At 29.9% G+C, this 17,787-nt stretch carries 16 protein-coding genes; 15 read left to right on the top strand and 1 reads right to left on the bottom strand.

Features of this window, described 5'->3' with window-relative positions:
• The 6 genes from SCHRY_RS03365 to pheT all read left to right on the top strand — a co-directional run bounded on the left by SCHRY_RS03365 (position 1) and on the right by pheT (position 10,267).
• Complete coding sequence (locus SCHRY_RS03365) at positions 1-690, top strand: M48 family metallopeptidase (protein WP_016339065.1); 690 nt, start codon at positions 1-3, stop codon at positions 688-690.
• Positions 691-746: 56 nt separating this feature from the next.
• Positions 747-1,664 carry a hypothetical protein gene (locus SCHRY_RS03360; protein ID WP_016339064.1) on the top strand — a complete coding sequence of 306 codons (918 nt, stop codon included), beginning with the start codon at positions 747-749 and terminating at the stop codon, positions 1,662-1,664.
• 123 nt (positions 1,665-1,787) lie between these two features.
• Positions 1,788-3,305: a bifunctional ADP-dependent NAD(P)H-hydrate dehydratase/NAD(P)H-hydrate epimerase gene (locus SCHRY_RS03355; protein ID WP_016339063.1), complete on the top strand. Its 1,518-nt coding sequence runs from the start codon at positions 1,788-1,790 to the stop codon at positions 3,303-3,305.
• A 15-nt stretch (positions 3,306-3,320) separates the two neighbouring features.
• Positions 3,321-6,527, top strand: coding sequence for an ABC transporter permease (locus SCHRY_RS03350; RefSeq protein WP_016339062.1), 3,207 nt, complete (start codon positions 3,321-3,323; stop codon positions 6,525-6,527).
• A 299-nt stretch (positions 6,528-6,826) separates the two neighbouring features.
• Positions 6,827-7,864, top strand: a complete 1,038-nt coding sequence (pheS, locus tag SCHRY_RS03345; protein WP_016339061.1) for a phenylalanine--tRNA ligase subunit alpha — start codon at positions 6,827-6,829, stop codon at positions 7,862-7,864.
• Between the two features lie 9 nt (positions 7,865-7,873).
• Positions 7,874-10,267 carry a phenylalanine--tRNA ligase subunit beta gene (pheT, locus tag SCHRY_RS03340; protein WP_016339060.1) on the top strand — a complete coding sequence of 798 codons (2,394 nt, stop codon included), beginning with the start codon at positions 7,874-7,876 and terminating at the stop codon, positions 10,265-10,267.
• A 29-nt stretch (positions 10,268-10,296) separates the two neighbouring features.
• On the opposite strand, the gene SCHRY_RS03335 is transcribed toward pheT, so the two are convergent.
• Positions 10,297-11,118: a MurR/RpiR family transcriptional regulator gene (locus SCHRY_RS03335; RefSeq protein ID WP_016339059.1), complete on the bottom strand. Its 822-nt coding sequence runs from the start codon at positions 11,116-11,118 to the stop codon at positions 10,297-10,299.
• A 127-nt stretch (positions 11,119-11,245) separates the two neighbouring features.
• On the opposite strand from SCHRY_RS03335, the gene SCHRY_RS03330 reads away from it, so the two are divergent.
• The 9 genes from SCHRY_RS03330 to SCHRY_RS03290 all read left to right on the top strand — a co-directional run bounded on the left by SCHRY_RS03330 (position 11,246) and on the right by SCHRY_RS03290 (position 17,666).
• Positions 11,246-11,764 carry a YceD family protein gene (locus tag SCHRY_RS03330; protein ID WP_016339058.1) on the top strand — a complete coding sequence of 173 codons (519 nt, stop codon included), beginning with the start codon at positions 11,246-11,248 and terminating at the stop codon, positions 11,762-11,764.
• A 1-nt stretch (position 11,765) separates the two neighbouring features.
• Positions 11,766-11,942 carry a 50S ribosomal protein L32 gene (gene rpmF, locus SCHRY_RS03325; protein ID WP_016339057.1) on the top strand — a complete coding sequence of 59 codons (177 nt, stop codon included), beginning with the start codon at positions 11,766-11,768 and terminating at the stop codon, positions 11,940-11,942.
• Between the two features lie 130 nt (positions 11,943-12,072).
• Positions 12,073-12,504: a division/cell wall cluster transcriptional repressor MraZ gene (gene mraZ, locus SCHRY_RS03320; RefSeq protein ID WP_016339056.1), complete on the top strand. Its 432-nt coding sequence runs from the start codon at positions 12,073-12,075 to the stop codon at positions 12,502-12,504.
• 6 nt (positions 12,505-12,510) lie between these two features.
• Positions 12,511-13,449 (top strand): 16S rRNA (cytosine(1402)-N(4))-methyltransferase RsmH, encoded by a 939-nt coding sequence (gene rsmH, locus SCHRY_RS03315; RefSeq protein ID WP_083932349.1) that lies wholly within the window; start codon positions 12,511-12,513, stop codon positions 13,447-13,449.
• A gap of 30 nt (positions 13,450-13,479) precedes the next feature.
• Complete coding sequence (locus SCHRY_RS03310) at positions 13,480-14,799, top strand: cell division protein FtsA (protein WP_016339054.1); 1,320 nt, start codon at positions 13,480-13,482, stop codon at positions 14,797-14,799.
• A 48-nt stretch (positions 14,800-14,847) separates the two neighbouring features.
• Complete coding sequence (gene ftsZ, locus SCHRY_RS03305; RefSeq protein WP_016339053.1) at positions 14,848-16,071, top strand: cell division protein FtsZ; 1,224 nt, start codon at positions 14,848-14,850, stop codon at positions 16,069-16,071.
• A gap of 6 nt (positions 16,072-16,077) precedes the next feature.
• Positions 16,078-16,506, top strand: coding sequence for a cell division protein SepF (locus tag SCHRY_RS03300; protein ID WP_016339052.1), 429 nt, complete (start codon positions 16,078-16,080; stop codon positions 16,504-16,506).
• Positions 16,507-17,256 carry a hypothetical protein gene (locus SCHRY_RS03295; protein WP_016339051.1) on the top strand — a complete coding sequence of 250 codons (750 nt, stop codon included), beginning with the start codon at positions 16,507-16,509 and terminating at the stop codon, positions 17,254-17,256. It begins immediately after the preceding gene.
• 8 nt (positions 17,257-17,264) lie between these two features.
• Entirely contained in the window at positions 17,265-17,666 is a 402-nt protein-coding gene (locus SCHRY_RS03290; RefSeq protein WP_016339050.1) for a hypothetical protein, read from the top strand.
• The last annotated feature ends 121 nt before the right edge of the window (positions 17,667-17,787 follow it).

Genomic DNA, 17,787 nt, shown 5'->3' with positions numbered 1-17,787 from the left:
ATGGCAATGGCAAAGTATTTGTCTTATCAAGGGACAACAATTCCATATTATTTAACAATTAAAAAACAAAAAAATATTGTTTTAAATGTTTCTAGTGGTGAAATTAAAATTTCCGCGCCTGCTCATGCCCATGATTGAGAAATTGAAATGCTACTATATAAAAATATTAAGAAAATTTTAAATGTTGTTAATGATCATAATAATTATCGCAAAATTTATTGAAATCAAGCGGGTATTGGTTATTTAGTGTTGTTTGATCAAAAATATCCCTTGCAATTAAGATCTGACAATGTTTATAGTAAAATTATTGACCGAGAAGTTTTTTTAATTAAAACAGCGGGTAGTGAGGAAGAAAATATTAAACGGATTCACACGTTCTTAAAACAAAAATTTTACTATAAATTTGAACAACTACTTAATAAATGAGCGAAAATAATGAATTTAGAATATAAAAATTTAACTGTTAAATCAATGAAACGTAAATGAGGGGTTTGCTATCCCGAAAGCAAAAAAATTGTTTTAAATATCAAATTAATTCATTTTGATCCAAGTGTTTTAGAATATGTTATTGTCCATGAACTAGCGCATCTAGTTCATCATAATCATTCGAAAGCTTTTTGACATCATGTTGAGCAATATTTCCCAACTTACCGCGAAAAAATGAATATTTTAAAAAGACCAGGAATTTAAATTGTAAATATAGGCTATAATAATATAAAGCGAAAAACCACAAAGGAGCTGCTAAAATGGATCAAACATCAACGATAGCAACACAAAAAATTAAACAAAAAATTAACTATAAACAAAATATTATTGAATTATCAAAAAACTGAAGATTTTGGACGAAATTATTAATTGGGTTCTTACCAATTTTATCAATGATTATCTTCTCATCTTTTCAAGTTGCAAAAATCTTATGATTTCGAGCTAATCATGTTTTCCCGAGTTTTTGAGTTGCAAAATATAGTACAACATTAGCCGAATTAGAAAGTTGATCTGTCTTTCAAAGTGTTTTTCAGGTCTATTTTCGTAATATTTTTCTATACACATCTTATTCAACAATTATATTTTCAGCGTTTTTCTTAAATTCAGCTTTTAATACTAAGCATGAAGGAGATGGTAAATATGATAATAGCTATTTTGGTTTATGAACCCTAGTTATTATGGGATTTACAATTTTTTTCTATAACTTATCATTATTTATTACAAAAGATTATCAAACATGAACATGAAACCACTGAATAAGTATGTTTTTACAACATTCATTAGTGCCAATTGTCGGAGTAATTTATTTTTTATTATTTTATCAGCATAAGACAACTTTTAGTTATAATCGCAATAAAATGCTGATCTGATGAGGTTATTCTGGGGCAGCTATTCTTGGTTATTATTTTATTTTTACAGTTTTAGGTTATATTTTGAAAGCTAGTGGTGCCTGAAAATTGTTTCCTGATATGTCTTATTCAGGATATTTCCCCTATGATTTTATGGAATTTACAAATCAAAATGCAACATATACTGGGGGAGTGGTGCCGATGGCGGTTCAAACCTTTTTAATTTATTTTGCATTCATTCTTATTATTAGTGGATTATATTTTGGTTTTTATTTTGCAATTGTTAAACGTGTCAAATATCAAAATAATTTATTAAAAAATCATAGTTAAAAAAATAGTTTTGTAAAATTACTATTTTTTTATTTTTTTAGTTTAGTTCCAAACAGAAAAGGAATAAAATAATAATATAACCTTGATATGATAATCCGTGAGGATAATAAGGAGACAAAAGATATGATTTACGTTGGAACAAAAGAACAATTTTATGGCCTTGAACAAATTATTATGGACAATTATAAATTTTCTAGTCTTAATTTAATAGCCAAAGCAGCAACAAGTTTATTACCCTTTTTATCGTCAAAACCTCGAAAATATCTTATTTTTGTTGGATGAGGTAATAATGGGGCACAAGGACTAGCGCTAGCTCAACTAATTGTTAAAAAAAACCTCGGAAATAATGTTAAAGTTGTTTTTTGTGCTCCAAAATTAGATTTTGTTGCCCGCCAAACTGCGGCTAATAAACATTTGACTAATTTAATTATCCAGCAACAAAAGATTGATATTTGTTATTTAGATAATAGCGAATACCACGAATGATTAATAGAGTGTGAAGAAATTATTGATTGTATTTTTGGCCTTAGTTTTGAGGGTGACATGCCCGAAAATTCGCAGGAATTAATTACTGATATTAATAAAAGTAGCAAACCAATTTTGGCTTGTGATATTCCCAGTGGAATTGTTAATGATAAAGAAAACATTCCAACTGTTGCTATTAAAGCAACTCGCACTGTTACATTTTTTATTTATAAAACAGCTTTTATTAACTATCAAATTATACCATTTTTGGGAAAAGTTTATTTAACTAGCCTTGATTTTGACCAGGAAAAGATTAATGAATTTTGTAGTGAGATAATTGATAATAAAATTTTTGTTGTCAATGATGTTAAGATAGAGCCCAGACCACTTGTTACAAATAAGGGAAATTATGGCAAAATAATGTTATTTGGTTCAAATAATGATTATTTAAATGCAGGAACAATCGCTGCTAATATGGCAATTCAAGCTGGGGCAGGGCATTTAACTTGAGTTATTCCCCAAGAATTACGGAATTATTTAGTTAATACTGTTCTGGAAATGACTTATTGTGACGCTAGCGATCGATCAAAAATTCTTGATTTATTAGAAAAAGTAATAAATGTCGTTATTTTTGGACCTGGAACTGGTCGTACCGAACGAACTTTAAATTTATTAAAACTAGTTTTAGATAATTATGAAGGTAGAATTGTCATTGATGCGGATGGAATTAATGTTTTAACTCCAGAGTTATTACGAAAACTAAAAAACCGCGCTATTATTACTCCCCATCCCCAAGAATTTGCGCGTTTAATTAATAAACGCTTAGAAATAGTTTTATCAGAGCGTGTTGCATTAGCAAAAGAATTAGCAAACAAATATAAGATTATTGTCATTCTAAAAGGATATCAAACAATTATTACGGATGGGGATTTAACATATATTAATTCAACAGGAAATCCTTATATGGCAACACCAGGGATGGGGGATGCTTTAACGGGTTTAATTGCCAGTCTTTGTGGCCAAGGTTATAGTAATTTAATGGCTAGTTACCTAGGAGTTTATTTACATGGTTTTTGTGGTGATTTAGTTGCCCAAACCAAAAAACCAGTTTTAGCAACGGATGTTGTTAATAAAATTGGAAATGTAATTGCCCAAATAATAAACAGTAGTTATTAATGAAGGGAAATAATAATGCGTCAAATTTTAAAAAGTTATTTAAAAGCGTATTTCAAAAATTGAATTGAATCAATTGGACTAGTTTTATTTATTGTTATTATTGTTGCAACTGTTGCTGGAGTTTTATCAGGGGCCCTTCAATTTAAAATTATTTATAATAATATTGCTAATAGTTCACAAGAATGAGATTATTATTTTACTGGTCGAAGCCCATATAAACCAAAATTTATTCAGGATTATTATCTAAATAATATTTTTGTTAATCAAGATGGTAATAGTGAAACGGTAACTGATAGCGGTGAAAGTATTATTGATAAAAATAGTCAATGATGAAAAAGTGTTAAAACATCTTGTGCGAAAAATAGTAACCCAGCTAATCAAACTACTTGTGAAGATCTAGCGATCACTAAAAAACTAAATGATGTTTATCAAAATCAAGGAATAGCACCTCAAGAGGGTTTAACACCAAGCGCTTTAACTTATTTAGCAAAGTTTAATTATAATCGTTGAAATGAATTATTAATCCGTATTTTGAAAGCTCCACGTTTGGAATGAGGTTTTGCTATTTCGAATGAAATAATTGCTAAAAATAGTAAGGATAATAATTTGACTTTAAATTTTGTTCCAACCCCATTAACTGATTTAACTAATAAACAAGTTGCAAATTTTAATCAACTTCATCTTTTTTCAGGTGAATTACCAGGGGAAGATAATACAATAGCAGTTAGTAGTTTATTTGCCAAGCAGCATAACTTAAACATTGGTAGTGAAATTAGTTTAGGTGATAATGCCCCAAGTTTTACTATTAGTGGCATTGGAAATACTTTAGATACAATGTTAGAACTAAAACCTTTGGGGTCAGCGCATCCGAATGCTAGTGGTTTAAATAATTTTGGGGTAATATATTTACCCCAAAGCAAAATTTATCAACTATTAGGAAGCTCTTGATTTTATGATAATGAAAAAACGTTAGATTATGTTTTATCAACTCAACAAAAGGTAATGATTAAACTAAATAATTCTGGTCAACAAACTCTTTTAGCGTTAAAAAAAGCTTTAGGGCAAGTTTTTGTTAATCCATCTGGAACTTTGCTATCTTTTAGCGAAAGTAATCTTGCTGTGCAAATGCAAAATATTAATTTACAAATTATTCTTTATACTGTGCTGGGGAGCGTTTTATTAGGATTAGGATTTATTTTCATTAACTATGCGATGAAAAAAGAAATGAATAAAACTCGTCGCCAAATTGGCATTTTTAAAGCATTTGGCTATCGAACTTCTGAATTAGCCTGAGTTTTTACAGTCAAATTTTTTATCACGATGTTATTAGGAGCTCTTGTTGGTTATGCGATTAGTATTCCAATTCAAGTTTATGTAAACAAATTATATACTGTTGGTCTTTTAATTCCTTTTGATCTAATTTACATTGCATGATGATTCCTTGTCTTGTTATTTGTAGGAATGCCAGTTTTATTTACAGTGATATCATTTGCTTTAATCTTAATGTACTTAAAACAAGCCAGTTTAGATTTAATTAATTTAGCTTCTAAAAAGCATATTACCTTTTTTACAACTTTTTTAAAAACAATTACAATTAAAACTCCTTTTCTTTTTCGATTACAACTATCTTTTATGATGCGAACCTTTAGTAAGTGATTGATAGTAATGGTAATTTTCTTTATTTCTTCATTACTTTTTATTTTACAATTTAATGCTAGTGATATTTTTAAACAATTAATAGCTCGTACCAATTTAATTTATCAAAATAGTGTAGATCATAAATTTGATTTTGGGACAAAATTAACTGCTAGTGAAGTTAAAAATATTGGGGGACAGGAAACTTTAAAGTTATTAAATGTTGATAATTTTCGCTTAATACCAACATTAAATCCCGAAGAAACAGCACAAGCATCATTACAAACTTTTCATAGTTTAGTTCAAAGTATTGTTGGACAAAGGGAATGTAAGGATTTGGCAAAGTTTCTTTTATACCAACCAATTTATCAGTCTATTTATTTTAATGATTTATTGGCTGTCATCAAATTTGCGAAAAGTTGTGATAACGTTGAAAGTTTTCCAGGGTGATTGACTAATATTGAGAAATTATCATCTCAATTAGATCAAACAAAAGTTAAAACAATTATTAGCTTTAATCAATTAATGTATAATCCAAATACGGAGACACTAGGAATTACATTGCTGGTTTCTCCAAGTGAAAATGAGCAAACTGTGATTGATGATATTACGATCAAGGGTTTATCTCAAACTCTAGCAAATGATTTTTATTATTTACCAGGGATTTCTCAAAATGTTATTAGCGAGGTTATTGACTTTTCATCGGGAAGAACTAATATTCCAGCTATTATTTCTAAAAAAATGGCGAAATTAGCTAATTTAAATTTAAATGATCATTACCAATTTGTTGTCAAAAATACAATTGGTTCTTTTCCAATTACAATAATTGTTAAAGGTATTATTAATGATGATACAATTCGACATAATATTTTTATCAGTGAACAAGCAATTCAAAACTATTATCGTGATTGACAAGGAGCTATTATTCCAACTTTTTATAATAATCTTTTGTCAAAAAATGAGTTAATTAAAGAAAAAATTAATATTAAAGAAGTTTTAATGCAAAAACAAAGTTTTAAAGTAACAGTTCAAAATTTAACGCTTAATCTTTTTAATCAACGCTTAGATGTAACAATTAAAGAACTGTTGTTAAATAACTTTGATGGTGATAACATTGCTACTTTTACTAACCTTAATAATGTAACGATGATTAATTTGGAACGATTATTATTGGCCGCGGGGATGGAATTATTTAATAATTCATTATTAATTTTGCAAGTCTTAAATGGGATTATTATTTTTATTATTTTAGCAGTTGTAATTACTTCAGTAATTGATGAAGCAAGTGATGTTATTCTAACAATGCGGGCATTAGGTTATCGTACGCGTGACATTAATTTTATTGTTATTGGCAATTACATTTTAGGGATATTCTTTGTCTTTATTGCAGCTTATTTGCTGTCGTTATTAATTTGGCATTTTGTTCTCGCAATGGTTTTTACAAATTATAAATTGGTAATTAATTTACCATTAAATTGAAAAACCCCGGTTTTAACAGGAACTATTATTGTTCTAATTTTAGGTTTTGCCTGAATATTAGCAATGAACTTAATTAAAAAACGAAAATTACAGGAATTAACAATTTAAAATAATTTCATAATTTCAAAAAATCAGTTATAATATCAGTAAGTAAGTTAAATATTTAAAACGATGATTTAGGAATAGTAGTTAAAATGTTATCTTTCAGCGAGGTTATAGATGGTGAGAGTAACTAAGATAATATTAATGAATTCACCTAAGGAGTGCTGCTAATCCCAGCCGGATTATCTTTGTAATTCGTTAAACTAATTAAGACTAGGAAACTAGTGTAAAAGGATGGTACCGTGAAACATTCACTCCTTGTTTATTTTTTAAATAGACAAGGTTTTTTATTTAAGGAGGAAATTATGGAAAAGCAATTAAATGATTTATTAACGCAAGCAAAAAATGCTATCACAGCATCAACAACCCTTGAACAACTTAATAACTTACAAGTTCAATATTTAGGTAAAAAATCAGTTTTAAACGAATTTTTAAAGGGCATGAAAGATCTACCCCATGAAGAACGCTTGTTAGTTGGTCAGTTAGCAAATAAAATTAAAGGGGAACTAACCGCTCTTTGACAAGCCACTCGGAAGGAATTAGAACTTATAGAATTAACAACAAAGTTAAATGCCGAAAAAATCGATGTTACTTTACCTGGTTTTTTTATCAATTCAGCTGGAAGGCATCCTTTAATGTTAGTGATTGAAGAAATTACTAATATTTTTAATGGTTTAGGTTATGATGTTATTTTTGGTCCAGAAGTTGAAAGTGATGAGTTTAATTTTCAAAAATTAAACCTGCCAAAGGATCACCCGGCCCGTGATATGCAAGATACCTTTTATATTACTGAATCAACATTATTACGGACACATTGTACGAATATGACAGCCCGAATGTTATCACAAATGCAAAATGCTCAGGAAGTAATTGCTGTGATTTCTGCTGGTAATACTTATCGCCGTGATGATGATGATGCAACTCATTCACACCAGTTTATGCAAATTGATGGTTTTTTAGTTGCTCCAAATATTAGCTTTGCTAATTTAAAATGAACAATTCAATACTTTTGTGAAAGAATGTTTGGTGAAAATGCCAAAACAAGATTAAGACCAAGCTTTTTCCCATTTACTGAGCCATCAGTTGAAGTTGATGTTACTTGCATTCGTTGTAGTGGGCAAGGATGTTCAATTTGTAAACAAACTGGCTGAATTGAAATTATGGGGGCAGGAATGATTAATCCATCTGTTTATGAAGCATGTGGACAATCAAAAGATTTAACTGGATTTGCCTTTGGGATTGGAATTGAACGAATTGCAATGCTAAAATATGGTATTGATGATATTCGCCGTTTTTACACTAATAATATTAAATTTTTAGAACAGTTTAGAAATTTTAACTAGGAGGAAATTATGATAATAACACGAAATTGATTAGAAAAATATCTTGATTTAAATAATATTAGTAATGGGGAAATTGTTGAAGCATTAAATAAACTTGGTTTTGAAGTGGATAGTATTGTTGATTATAATAAAAATTCTAATGTTGTTGCCGGGAGAATTCAAGTTGTCAACAAAATTCCAAATACGCACTTAAACTTTTGTTTAGTTGATACAAAACAAGATTTAGTTGATCCAATTGTTTGCGGAGCCGCTAATCCTGTTGAAGAAGGATATGTTGCGGTTGCTCGCCCGGGAGCAAAATTAGCAAATGGAATGGAAATTCAGATCCGCGAAGTACAAGGATATAGTTCAGAAGGAATGATGTGCTCTTTTAGTGAGTTAGGAATTAATGATAAATATTTAACCGAATTAGAACAAGATGAAATTGTAATGTTAAAATTATCAGCAGAAGAAGGCTATAATTTAATTGGAAAAGAAGATATTTTAACTGATTGAGGTTTTACTGATGTTGCTTTTGAAGTTGATTTAACTTTAAATCGCAGTGATTGTTTAAGTGCTTATGAGTTAGCCCGTGAATTGGCCGCTTTTTTTGCACAACCATTATTACCATTATTGATAGAAACAACAGAACAATTACCAAAATATGACCAAGATTTAAAAGTTATAATTGATACGCCAGAAATTATCAAAGGTTCTGTTGTTAATGTTAAATTACAAGGTCTTGATCAATCATTGGCTTTAGCAAAACGAGTTTGATTAAAAATTAATCAATATTGTTCAGATGTAACAAAACCGCTTGAGGATTTACAAATTCAAGCAACAATTGAAACAGGTCAACCAATTATAGTTTATGACTATCATAAAATTAAAACAGGCTTACGAATTACAACAGATTATGAAAACGCTGAGTTTAATATTACAAAAGGGGATTTAGTTATTCTAGATGGTAATGATTTTGTTGAACTAGTTGGAATTAGAGTTAATCCGGCTTACTTGGTTTGCCCAACAACTAGCGAAGTGACAATTATGGCATTAAAAGTTAATCATTTATTAATGCGTCGCCAACAACGTAAAGTAGGCATTAGTAATATTAATTTACAACGCTATTTAAAACCATTAAGTAGCTCAACTGTTAATTTTGGTTTAGGTCGGTTTTTAATGCTATTAGAAGAACATCGTTTTTTAGCCGAATTATCAACGATTAATTATGTTAAAGAATACAGTGAAAAACCAGTTTCATTAGCAATAACTTTACCAGAAATTAATGCTTTAATTGGTCATCAGTTTAGTAAAGAACAAATAAAAAGTCTTTTGACACCATTAGGATTTAGTGTTGAGTCAACGGGAGAAAGAGAATTTCAGATTATTAGTCCAGCGACAAGAACAGATATTCACCAAAAAGCTGATTTAATTGAAGAAATCACCCGATTATATGGTTATGATGAGATTATTGCCAAACCACCAATTGTGCCAAACTTGGCCAAAAAAAGACTTGCGTGGGAAAAAACAATTAAAAATTTTGAAAATTTCTTACTAAATCAAGGTTTTTACCAAGCCAAAACCTATTCTTTGGTTCCACAAAAAGAAATAGAGCAATTTAATTTTTTTAATTACAAGAAACCCTATCAATTATTATCACCATTGTCACAAGAACATGAGATGATGCGCGTTAGTTTATTAAATAGCTTATTAGAAGCTGTAGTTTATAATAATACCCGTAATAATAGCAATGTTAAATTATTTACTGTTGAAAAAGTTTATGTTAATGAAGGTGATAGTTATTATCACGGTGCTTTTGTGGCTCAAAATGAAATTATTAATAATTTAGTAACAAAAGAAAAAATCGATAATTCTTTCTATTATATGAAAGGTTTATTTGAAGGATTTTGTGCAAAAGAAGGGCTTGATTTAAGAACCTTAGACTATCACATTGCTCCAGCAAGTACAATTTATCACCCATATCAAACGAGTTTAATTTATTATCATAATCGATTATTAGGAATTATTGGGGCAATTCATCCTCAATTTCAAAAAGAACATAATTTAAATCCAACCTATTTTTGTGAATTTCAGTTTGATGTTATTTTTAAGGCAAATCATCAAGTTGTTAAGTTTCAAGAAGTTTCAAAATTTACCTCATCATCACGTGATATTTCAATTTTATTAAAAAGTGATCAGCAATATGGTTTAATCAAAAATCAAATTATTATGGGGGTTAATTATTTAACTGATATAGTGGTAATTGATAAATATCTTGATCCTCAAACCATGAATGATGAAGTTGCTTTAACAATTAGCTTTACATTTAATAATCTTGATCACCAATTAACAGAACAAGAAATCAACCTTGAATTTGATAAAATTAAACAACACTTAGCAAAACTAAAAATTGTAATTCGTTAAATTAAAACCCTTTTATTTGTAAAAGGGTTTTAATTATTTTTTTGGGCTTCTCATTTTTGATATAAAGTCAAATGGTATTTGGCAACTAATAATTCAAATAAAAAATTAATTGTCATTAAATTGCTAGCATAAGAAGTAAAATTAGCGTTATTATCAGCAAGTTCTTTTTTTGTTAAAGTTATTTTTTGGATGAAATTATTATTCTTAATTTTATTTGAATTAGTAAATAATAGAATTTTAATTTTTTTTTCATGAGCTAATTGGTAAAGCTCGCGTCATGGTAATTTAATTAATTGTTCGTGATATAAATAAATAATAAATAGGTCATTTTCTTGTGTCGTGGCAAGGAGTTGTTGAAAAATACTAAAATAATTTATTAAAATCGTATGATATCTTAATAAATTTAAATAAAAATTAAAGTTTTTTAAAAAAATATTACTATCACTAGGACCATAAATAATAATTTGTGAACTGTTATGAATTCAATTAATTGCAATTTCAAAGTTGTCAATTTCAATATTTAAATAAGTTTGTTCTAATTCAAAGGCATAATGATGATATATTTTGGTGATAATGTCAATGGGGTTATTTTGTTTATTTTCTAATTGCTCAGAAGTATAGCGCTGGGCTAATTGATATTGCCCAGATAATCAGATGATAAAGCCATTATAATTTTTAAAACCTAGTTTACGAACTAAACGACTTAAAGATGAAGGGCTAATATATAGTTTTAAAGCTAATTTATTAATTGATAATTTTAAGGTTTCTTTAATGTTTTCATTTAATTTGGCAACTAATTGTATTTCTAAATTTGTTAACTTATGACCCTCAGTATATTTAATAAGTTGCATTTTATCACTTCCAAAATTTTACTGATTACGGTATGCTATATTTATAGCATAAAAAGTAATAAAAAGCGAAATTTATTGCGAGGAATTCTTGTTATAATATTAAAAATAAAGTAAACTGGAGGATCCAATGATTTATAAAAAAGCTGATTTTATTAATAACCCAGTCATTAATTTTACCGAAAATTTAACAACAATTGAGAATCTATCTAATTATTCACCAAATATTCGGGAAGGAAAAAATTTAATAGTTGTGGGGGTCATTAAATATAATGCTGAATTAGATATAATTGAAGTTAAAGCAAAAATCAGTGGTGAATTATTGATTGAAGATTCACGCACATTAAAGTTATTTTTATATCCAATTAAGTTAGATTGAAATGACTACTATAGTTTTAATTTTTATCAAAAAACTGATATTAATTACTTAAAAGAACAAAATTTTGATATAATAAAATATGCATGAGATGAAATAATTATTAATATTCCTATTAATTTATCTGAAAATAGTGATACAATAATTAGTGGTGATTCATCTTGACAGGTTTTATCGGAAGAAGACTTTGAGAGCTACTTGGCAAAACAAGAAGATTCACGATGAAATAAATTGCAAGAATTATGGGAGCAAAAAATAAAGGAGGGGAAATAAAGTGGCAGTACCATTTAGAAAGACGTCGAAACAGGCAAAAAGAAAGCGTCGTACACATTTTAAATTAGCTGGAGCAACATTAATTTCATGTAAAAATTGTGGAGCAACAATCAAACCACACAGAGTTTGTCGTGAATGTGGATATTATAAAAATAAAGAAGTTGTCAGAGTTGACTAAAAAAAGCTTTTCCTTTAAATAGGAAAGGCTTTTTTTGTTTATTATGATGATTTAAAACTTTTTGATGAAAAGTGTTGCATTATGGGGAAGAATGTCATATAATTTGTATGAAAGTGGGGGAAAGTGGGAAATGGCACTACTAGGAACATACAATCATACCTTAGATGACAAAGGGCGTTTAACGATTCCCTCAAAATTACGAGAGCAATTTAAAGCTAATAAAGTCTTTATTTCTCTTGGTTTTGATGGTTGTATTGATGTGCGCAGTGAAGATGAATGACTAAAATGAATAGCCAAAGTTGCTTCAACTGGGCAAGCTACTCCTGAAGGACGAGCATTGGCAAGAAAAGTAATGTCAATGTCGGATGAAGCTACTTTCGATAATGCCGGAAGAATAAAATTAACGGTAATTTTGCAAGAAAAAGCGCAAATTAGTAAAGATGTTGTTATTATTGGAAATAACGATCATTTGGAATTATGAGACCCAATTGTGTGAGAAAAATATATTGATGGTGCTCCAGCAATGGAAGACGCTGCCAAGAATTTTGAAGAAAAAATTTAATTAACAATGGATAAACATTATCCCGTTTTATTAAATGAAGCACTTGAGGGCCTAATGATTAAACCAAATGGGGTTTATGTGGACTGCACATTAGGACGTGCTGGTCACAGTACCGCAATTTTAAGCCAATTAACAACTGGCAAATTATATTGTTTTGAACAAGATGATGAGGGCATTAATGCTGCTAAAAAACAATTGGTGGCATTAAATAAACCTAATTTTGAAATCATTAATGCAAATTTTATGCATTTACAAGCGGAATTAATGGTACGAAATATTCAAACAGTTAATGGAATTCTTTATGATTTAGGAGTTTCATCACCACAGTTTGATAGTGATTATCGCGGGTTTAGTTATCGTTATGATAGTGAACTTGATATGCGGATGAATCAAAAACAAAGTTTAACAGCCAAGACAGTTGTTAATACCTATTCTGTTAATGATTTAGCTCGTATTTTCCGTGAATATGGTGAAGAACAATTTAGTTGAAAAATTGCACAAAATATTGTTGCTGTTCGAGCAAAACAAGAAATTACAACAACATTTCAATTGGTTGATATTATTAAACAATCATTGCCACAAAAAGTGTTAAAAAAAGCGAAACATCCTGCTAAGCAAGTGTTTCAGGCGATTCGAATTGAAGTTAATCAAGAATTAGAAGTGTTAAAAAAATCGTTAGAACAAGCGGTTGAAATGTTAGCAGTCACAGGGCGACTAGTTATTATTTCATTTCATTCCTTAGAGGATCGGATTGTTAAACAGTTTTTTCAAAAATTAACAACAGACCCCGCCGCGGTAGTCTATCAAAATTTACCAGTAGTTTCAAATTACCAAAGTAGTTTTAAAATTATTACGAAAAAGGTTATTATTCCCACGAGTAAAGAGCTAGATGAAAATCATCGTAGCGCCAGTGCCAAAATGCGAATATTAGAACGGGTGAACTAATATGCATTAATAGAAAGGAAGGTAGAGGATATGGATTACAAACTAAAAGAAGTTTATGCCGTCTTAGAAATTAAAGAGTATAGTTTTAGTTTTATGGTTGGAATTTATAGTAATTCAAATATTAAAGTCCTTTACAAAAAACATTTAGAGTATCGTTTTTGTGAAAATGGCAAAATTATGGATGAAAAAAATATGGCCAAAGAATTAAGTATTGTAATTAAAGATGCTAATCGTCAGTTAGGACTTGATCTGCAACGTGTTGCTGTTTCAATTCCATCACACAATTTAAAAATTAAAACTTCAACCAAAATGCTAAATCTAACAACAAATCGATTAATAACAAAAAATGATATTGATGCTTTGATTGGTCTAGCAAAAGAAGTACCATTATTAGATGATGAAACAACCTTTTTCATTCGACCATACCGCTACATCCTAAATGAACAAAAGGCGGTAATGGCGCCACCAATTGACTTTCCTGCTCATAAAGTTAGCATCAAAGCAATTGTCTATGTAACAAAAAAACAAATCATACAAGGAATCTTTAATGTTTTGAAGTATGCAAAGGTAGAAGTAATGGGTATCCTACCAGAATCGTTTAGTCTTGCTTGAAATATCGCTTCACCATTAGATCTCCAAAATGGGATTACAATTGTGGATTGAGATTATGATAGCATCAAAGCACATATCTTTGTCCGTGAGACATTATGTGAACAAATTATTATTCCGGGTGGAATTAAAAAAATAATAATGCGTTTACGTCAAGTGATGAATTGTGATTATAAACAAGCAAGCAAATATCTATATAAAATAATTAATTTAAATAATAAATCAAAAGATAATCTGGTTATTTATAGTAAATACTTACCAGAACAACAAACACAATTAAACTTTACCCACCATGATTTAACAATAATTGTTAATCGGGTATTAGAAGAAGAAATCGAACATTTAAACCAAAAATTAGCCACAACGCTAAAAAAATATGACTACCCCCTAGTTGTTGTTGGGGATATTCTAAAAATTAGTGGGTTTAAAGAACAACTATTAGTAATGAATAAAAACTATAATTTAAGTGTTTATTTACCTGAAACAATCGGAGCGCGTGAAGCATGATGTACCGGGTTATTAGGGAACATTTATTATCAACATTTAGCTAATAAAGTTAGTGGAACAAGTTTACAAGCTGTTGATCAACGTTTTGTAACATATCTGGCTCCAACAGCAAAACAGCCAGAAGTAGGACAAAATGCAACAGCAAATCAAGGAACATATTTAAGGCCATTACCAGTTAACCAATTTGGTGAACAAGGACAATATCAACAAAATTTGTACCAAAACCTTAAATAAAATAGTACAATATATTTAAATAAGAATATAAAGCGGAGGAATTAAACGATGGACAATTTTGACAATTATGAACAAGTCGCTTCAATTAAGGTAATTGGCGTTGGAGGCGGTGGAAACAATGCTGTTAATAGAATGATTGAAGCTGGTGTACAAGGTGTTGAGTTTATTGTTGCAAATACAGATGCCCAAATTATTAGTGTTTCAAAATCAAAGAACAAAATTGTTTTAGGAAAAGAAACATCAAAAGGATTAGGAGCTGGAGCCAACCCAGATGTTGGCCGTCAAGCTGCAATTGAATCAACCGATGAAATTAGAGAAGCATTAAAAGATGCTGATATGGTTTTTGTTGCCGCTGGAATGGGGGGAGGAACTGGGACAGGAGCTGCCCCAATCATCGCTAAAATCGCCAAAGAAGCAGGAGCTTTAACAGTTGGAATTATTACAACACCATTTTCATTTGAAGGTCGTGCCCGTAATAGTTATGCCATTCAAGGGACAGAAGAGTTACGAAAATATGTTGACTCGCTAATTATTATTTCAAATGACCGTTTATTAGAAGTAATTGGGGGAGTACCACTAAAAGATTCATTTAAAGAAGCAGACAATATTTTACGCCAAGGGGTACAAACAATTACTGATTTAATTGCCGTACCGTCGTTAATTAACTTAGACTTTGCTGATATTAAAACCGTAATGCGTAATAAGGGAAATGCCTTATTTGGGATTGGAATTGGTTCAGGAAAAGACAAAGCAATTGAAGCGGCTAATAAAGCAATTATCTCACCATTATTAGAAGCCTCAATCCGTGGGGCAAAAGACGCAATTATTAACGTTACTGGAGGAAATACTTTAACATTAAATGATGCTAATGATGCTGTTGATATTGTTAAACAAGCAATTGGTGGGGAAGTTAACATTATTTTTGGAACAGCTGTTAATGAACATTTAGATGATGAAATGATTGTCACTGTTATTGCAACTGGCTTTGATGATGATCACCAAGCCTATAATTATAATGAATATCCGCAAGAAACCGGTAGTGAAGAAGAATATGAAGGATCAAACAATAATCATACAGATGAGGAAGTTGATAGTGAAAATATTCGTAAACGACCAAGCTATTTCAATAATTTACAACAAAATGCTGAACGGGAAACAGCAAATGCTAATCGCCGGATTAATGCCTGACGTGAGCATGTTAATCCAGAACAAGATGACCAAAATGATGATGACGATGATGATTTACCACCATTTGTTCGCAGAAGTTGATAATTAATTATGGGAATTTTTTCAAAAAAGAAAAGTAATAACTTAGATTTTTCCCAACAAAAAATAGATTTTTCAGAACAAACATCATCTGTTGATCACCAACAAGAAGAGCAAACAAATCCTAATCTTACTTCAACCCCACTCCAAAAAGTTAGTTTTACTGAACCAGGGTTGAATATTGAACAAACTCCAGTAGTAACAAAAGACGGCGAAAATGATCAAATCAAAACAACCGGATATACGGCGAAGGACTTTAATGATGCTCCTAAAATTGCGGATTTATTGCTAAAACATGGCCAAATTATTGTTCATTTAGAGCATTTACCAAAAGAAGAACGGATTCGCTTACTTGATTTTATTAGTGGGGTAATGTATAGTTTTGCTGGAACAGCTCGACGTTTAGAAAATCAGACATATGAATTTGTCTTAGGAGATTAGGTGGACGATAAAGCATATTTATCCCAACATTATCAAAATGATTTAGCTTTTATTAATAAGTTAAAAGGATGATGTGAACAAGCAAAGCGCGGTCAAATTGTAACAACAGATTTTATTACCTTAGCCCAATTAAATATCTTACGTGGTGTTTTTAAAAAAGCACAAATTAAGGACTATACAATACATTGTCCTTTTTTAAATAGTTATCGTGTAACAGTAACGGTTAATAGCACAGTTAATAACACCCAGTTATTAGTTGCAACCCAACCAAAAGATAGTCTTTTCAAGCATAATGTCCTGGTTGGTTATTTTTTAAATCACCTCCAACTTGACCAAAAAATCCTTGGCGATTTGTACCTTAGCGAAGACAAAATCTATTTAAGTGTGTTAACAAAAAATAGTCCCATTTTTTTATCTGGTCCATTAGAATGCCAAAATCGTTGATTAGAATTTACATTAGCGCCTGGTCCGGTGGAAATGATTATTAAATTTAAAACCTTTAGCAAGGTGACCCAAAGTTTACGCTTAGATGCGATTGTTAGTGCTATTTGTAATTTATCTCGCACCATGGCTCAAACAATGATTAAAAAAGAAATGGTTTATGTCGACTTTTCAGTCAACAATCGTAGGACTTTTAACATTAATTATGGTATGATATTATCGATAAAAAAATATGGACGATTTTTAATTCAAGATATTAATCAATTGAAAAATGATAATTTTCGAATTGAAATTGCCAAATATGAGTAGGTGAGAAAATGAGTCAACTGGAGCAACTAGAAAAAATTCTTGCCCAACAAAAACAGCAATTAACAGAATTGCAGCAAGAAAATGACAATTTAAAAAAATATATAGCTGAAGTTCAATCGTTAGAAGAAGTTTCACGCTATAATATTGAAAAATCCCATGAAGCTTTTGAAGTTGCCAGTCATAATGCCGGGCGGATTATTATGAAAGCCGTTGACTTCTCATATGCCTTTAAAGAGGAAATTGCCAATTTATTAGATGAAATTGATGAAAATCGGGCAAATCCCCAAGCGGTTTTACAAGCAATTGATGATTTTCTTGAACGGAATAAAAAAATTTATGCCTTTGCAATTAATGATGGGACACGAATTTCAGAAATGATTAAAAAAGAAATTATTAACAAAATTAAATAAAATAGGATATGATTAAAGTAGAAAAATAAACCACGGTTTAACAAAGATTTTATTCCAGCAAGATTAGGGTGATGCGAGCTAATTATAAAAATTGTTAAATTATCAGTTATTTTTAACAACT

It is taken from the genome of Spiroplasma chrysopicola DF-1, from assembly GCF_000400935.1.
GTDB lineage: Bacteria > Bacillota_I > Bacilli_A > Mycoplasmatales > Mycoplasmataceae > Spiroplasma > Spiroplasma chrysopicola.
The sequence above is the reverse complement of the archived record's forward strand: the minus strand, read 5'-3'. Positions and strand labels throughout refer to the sequence as shown.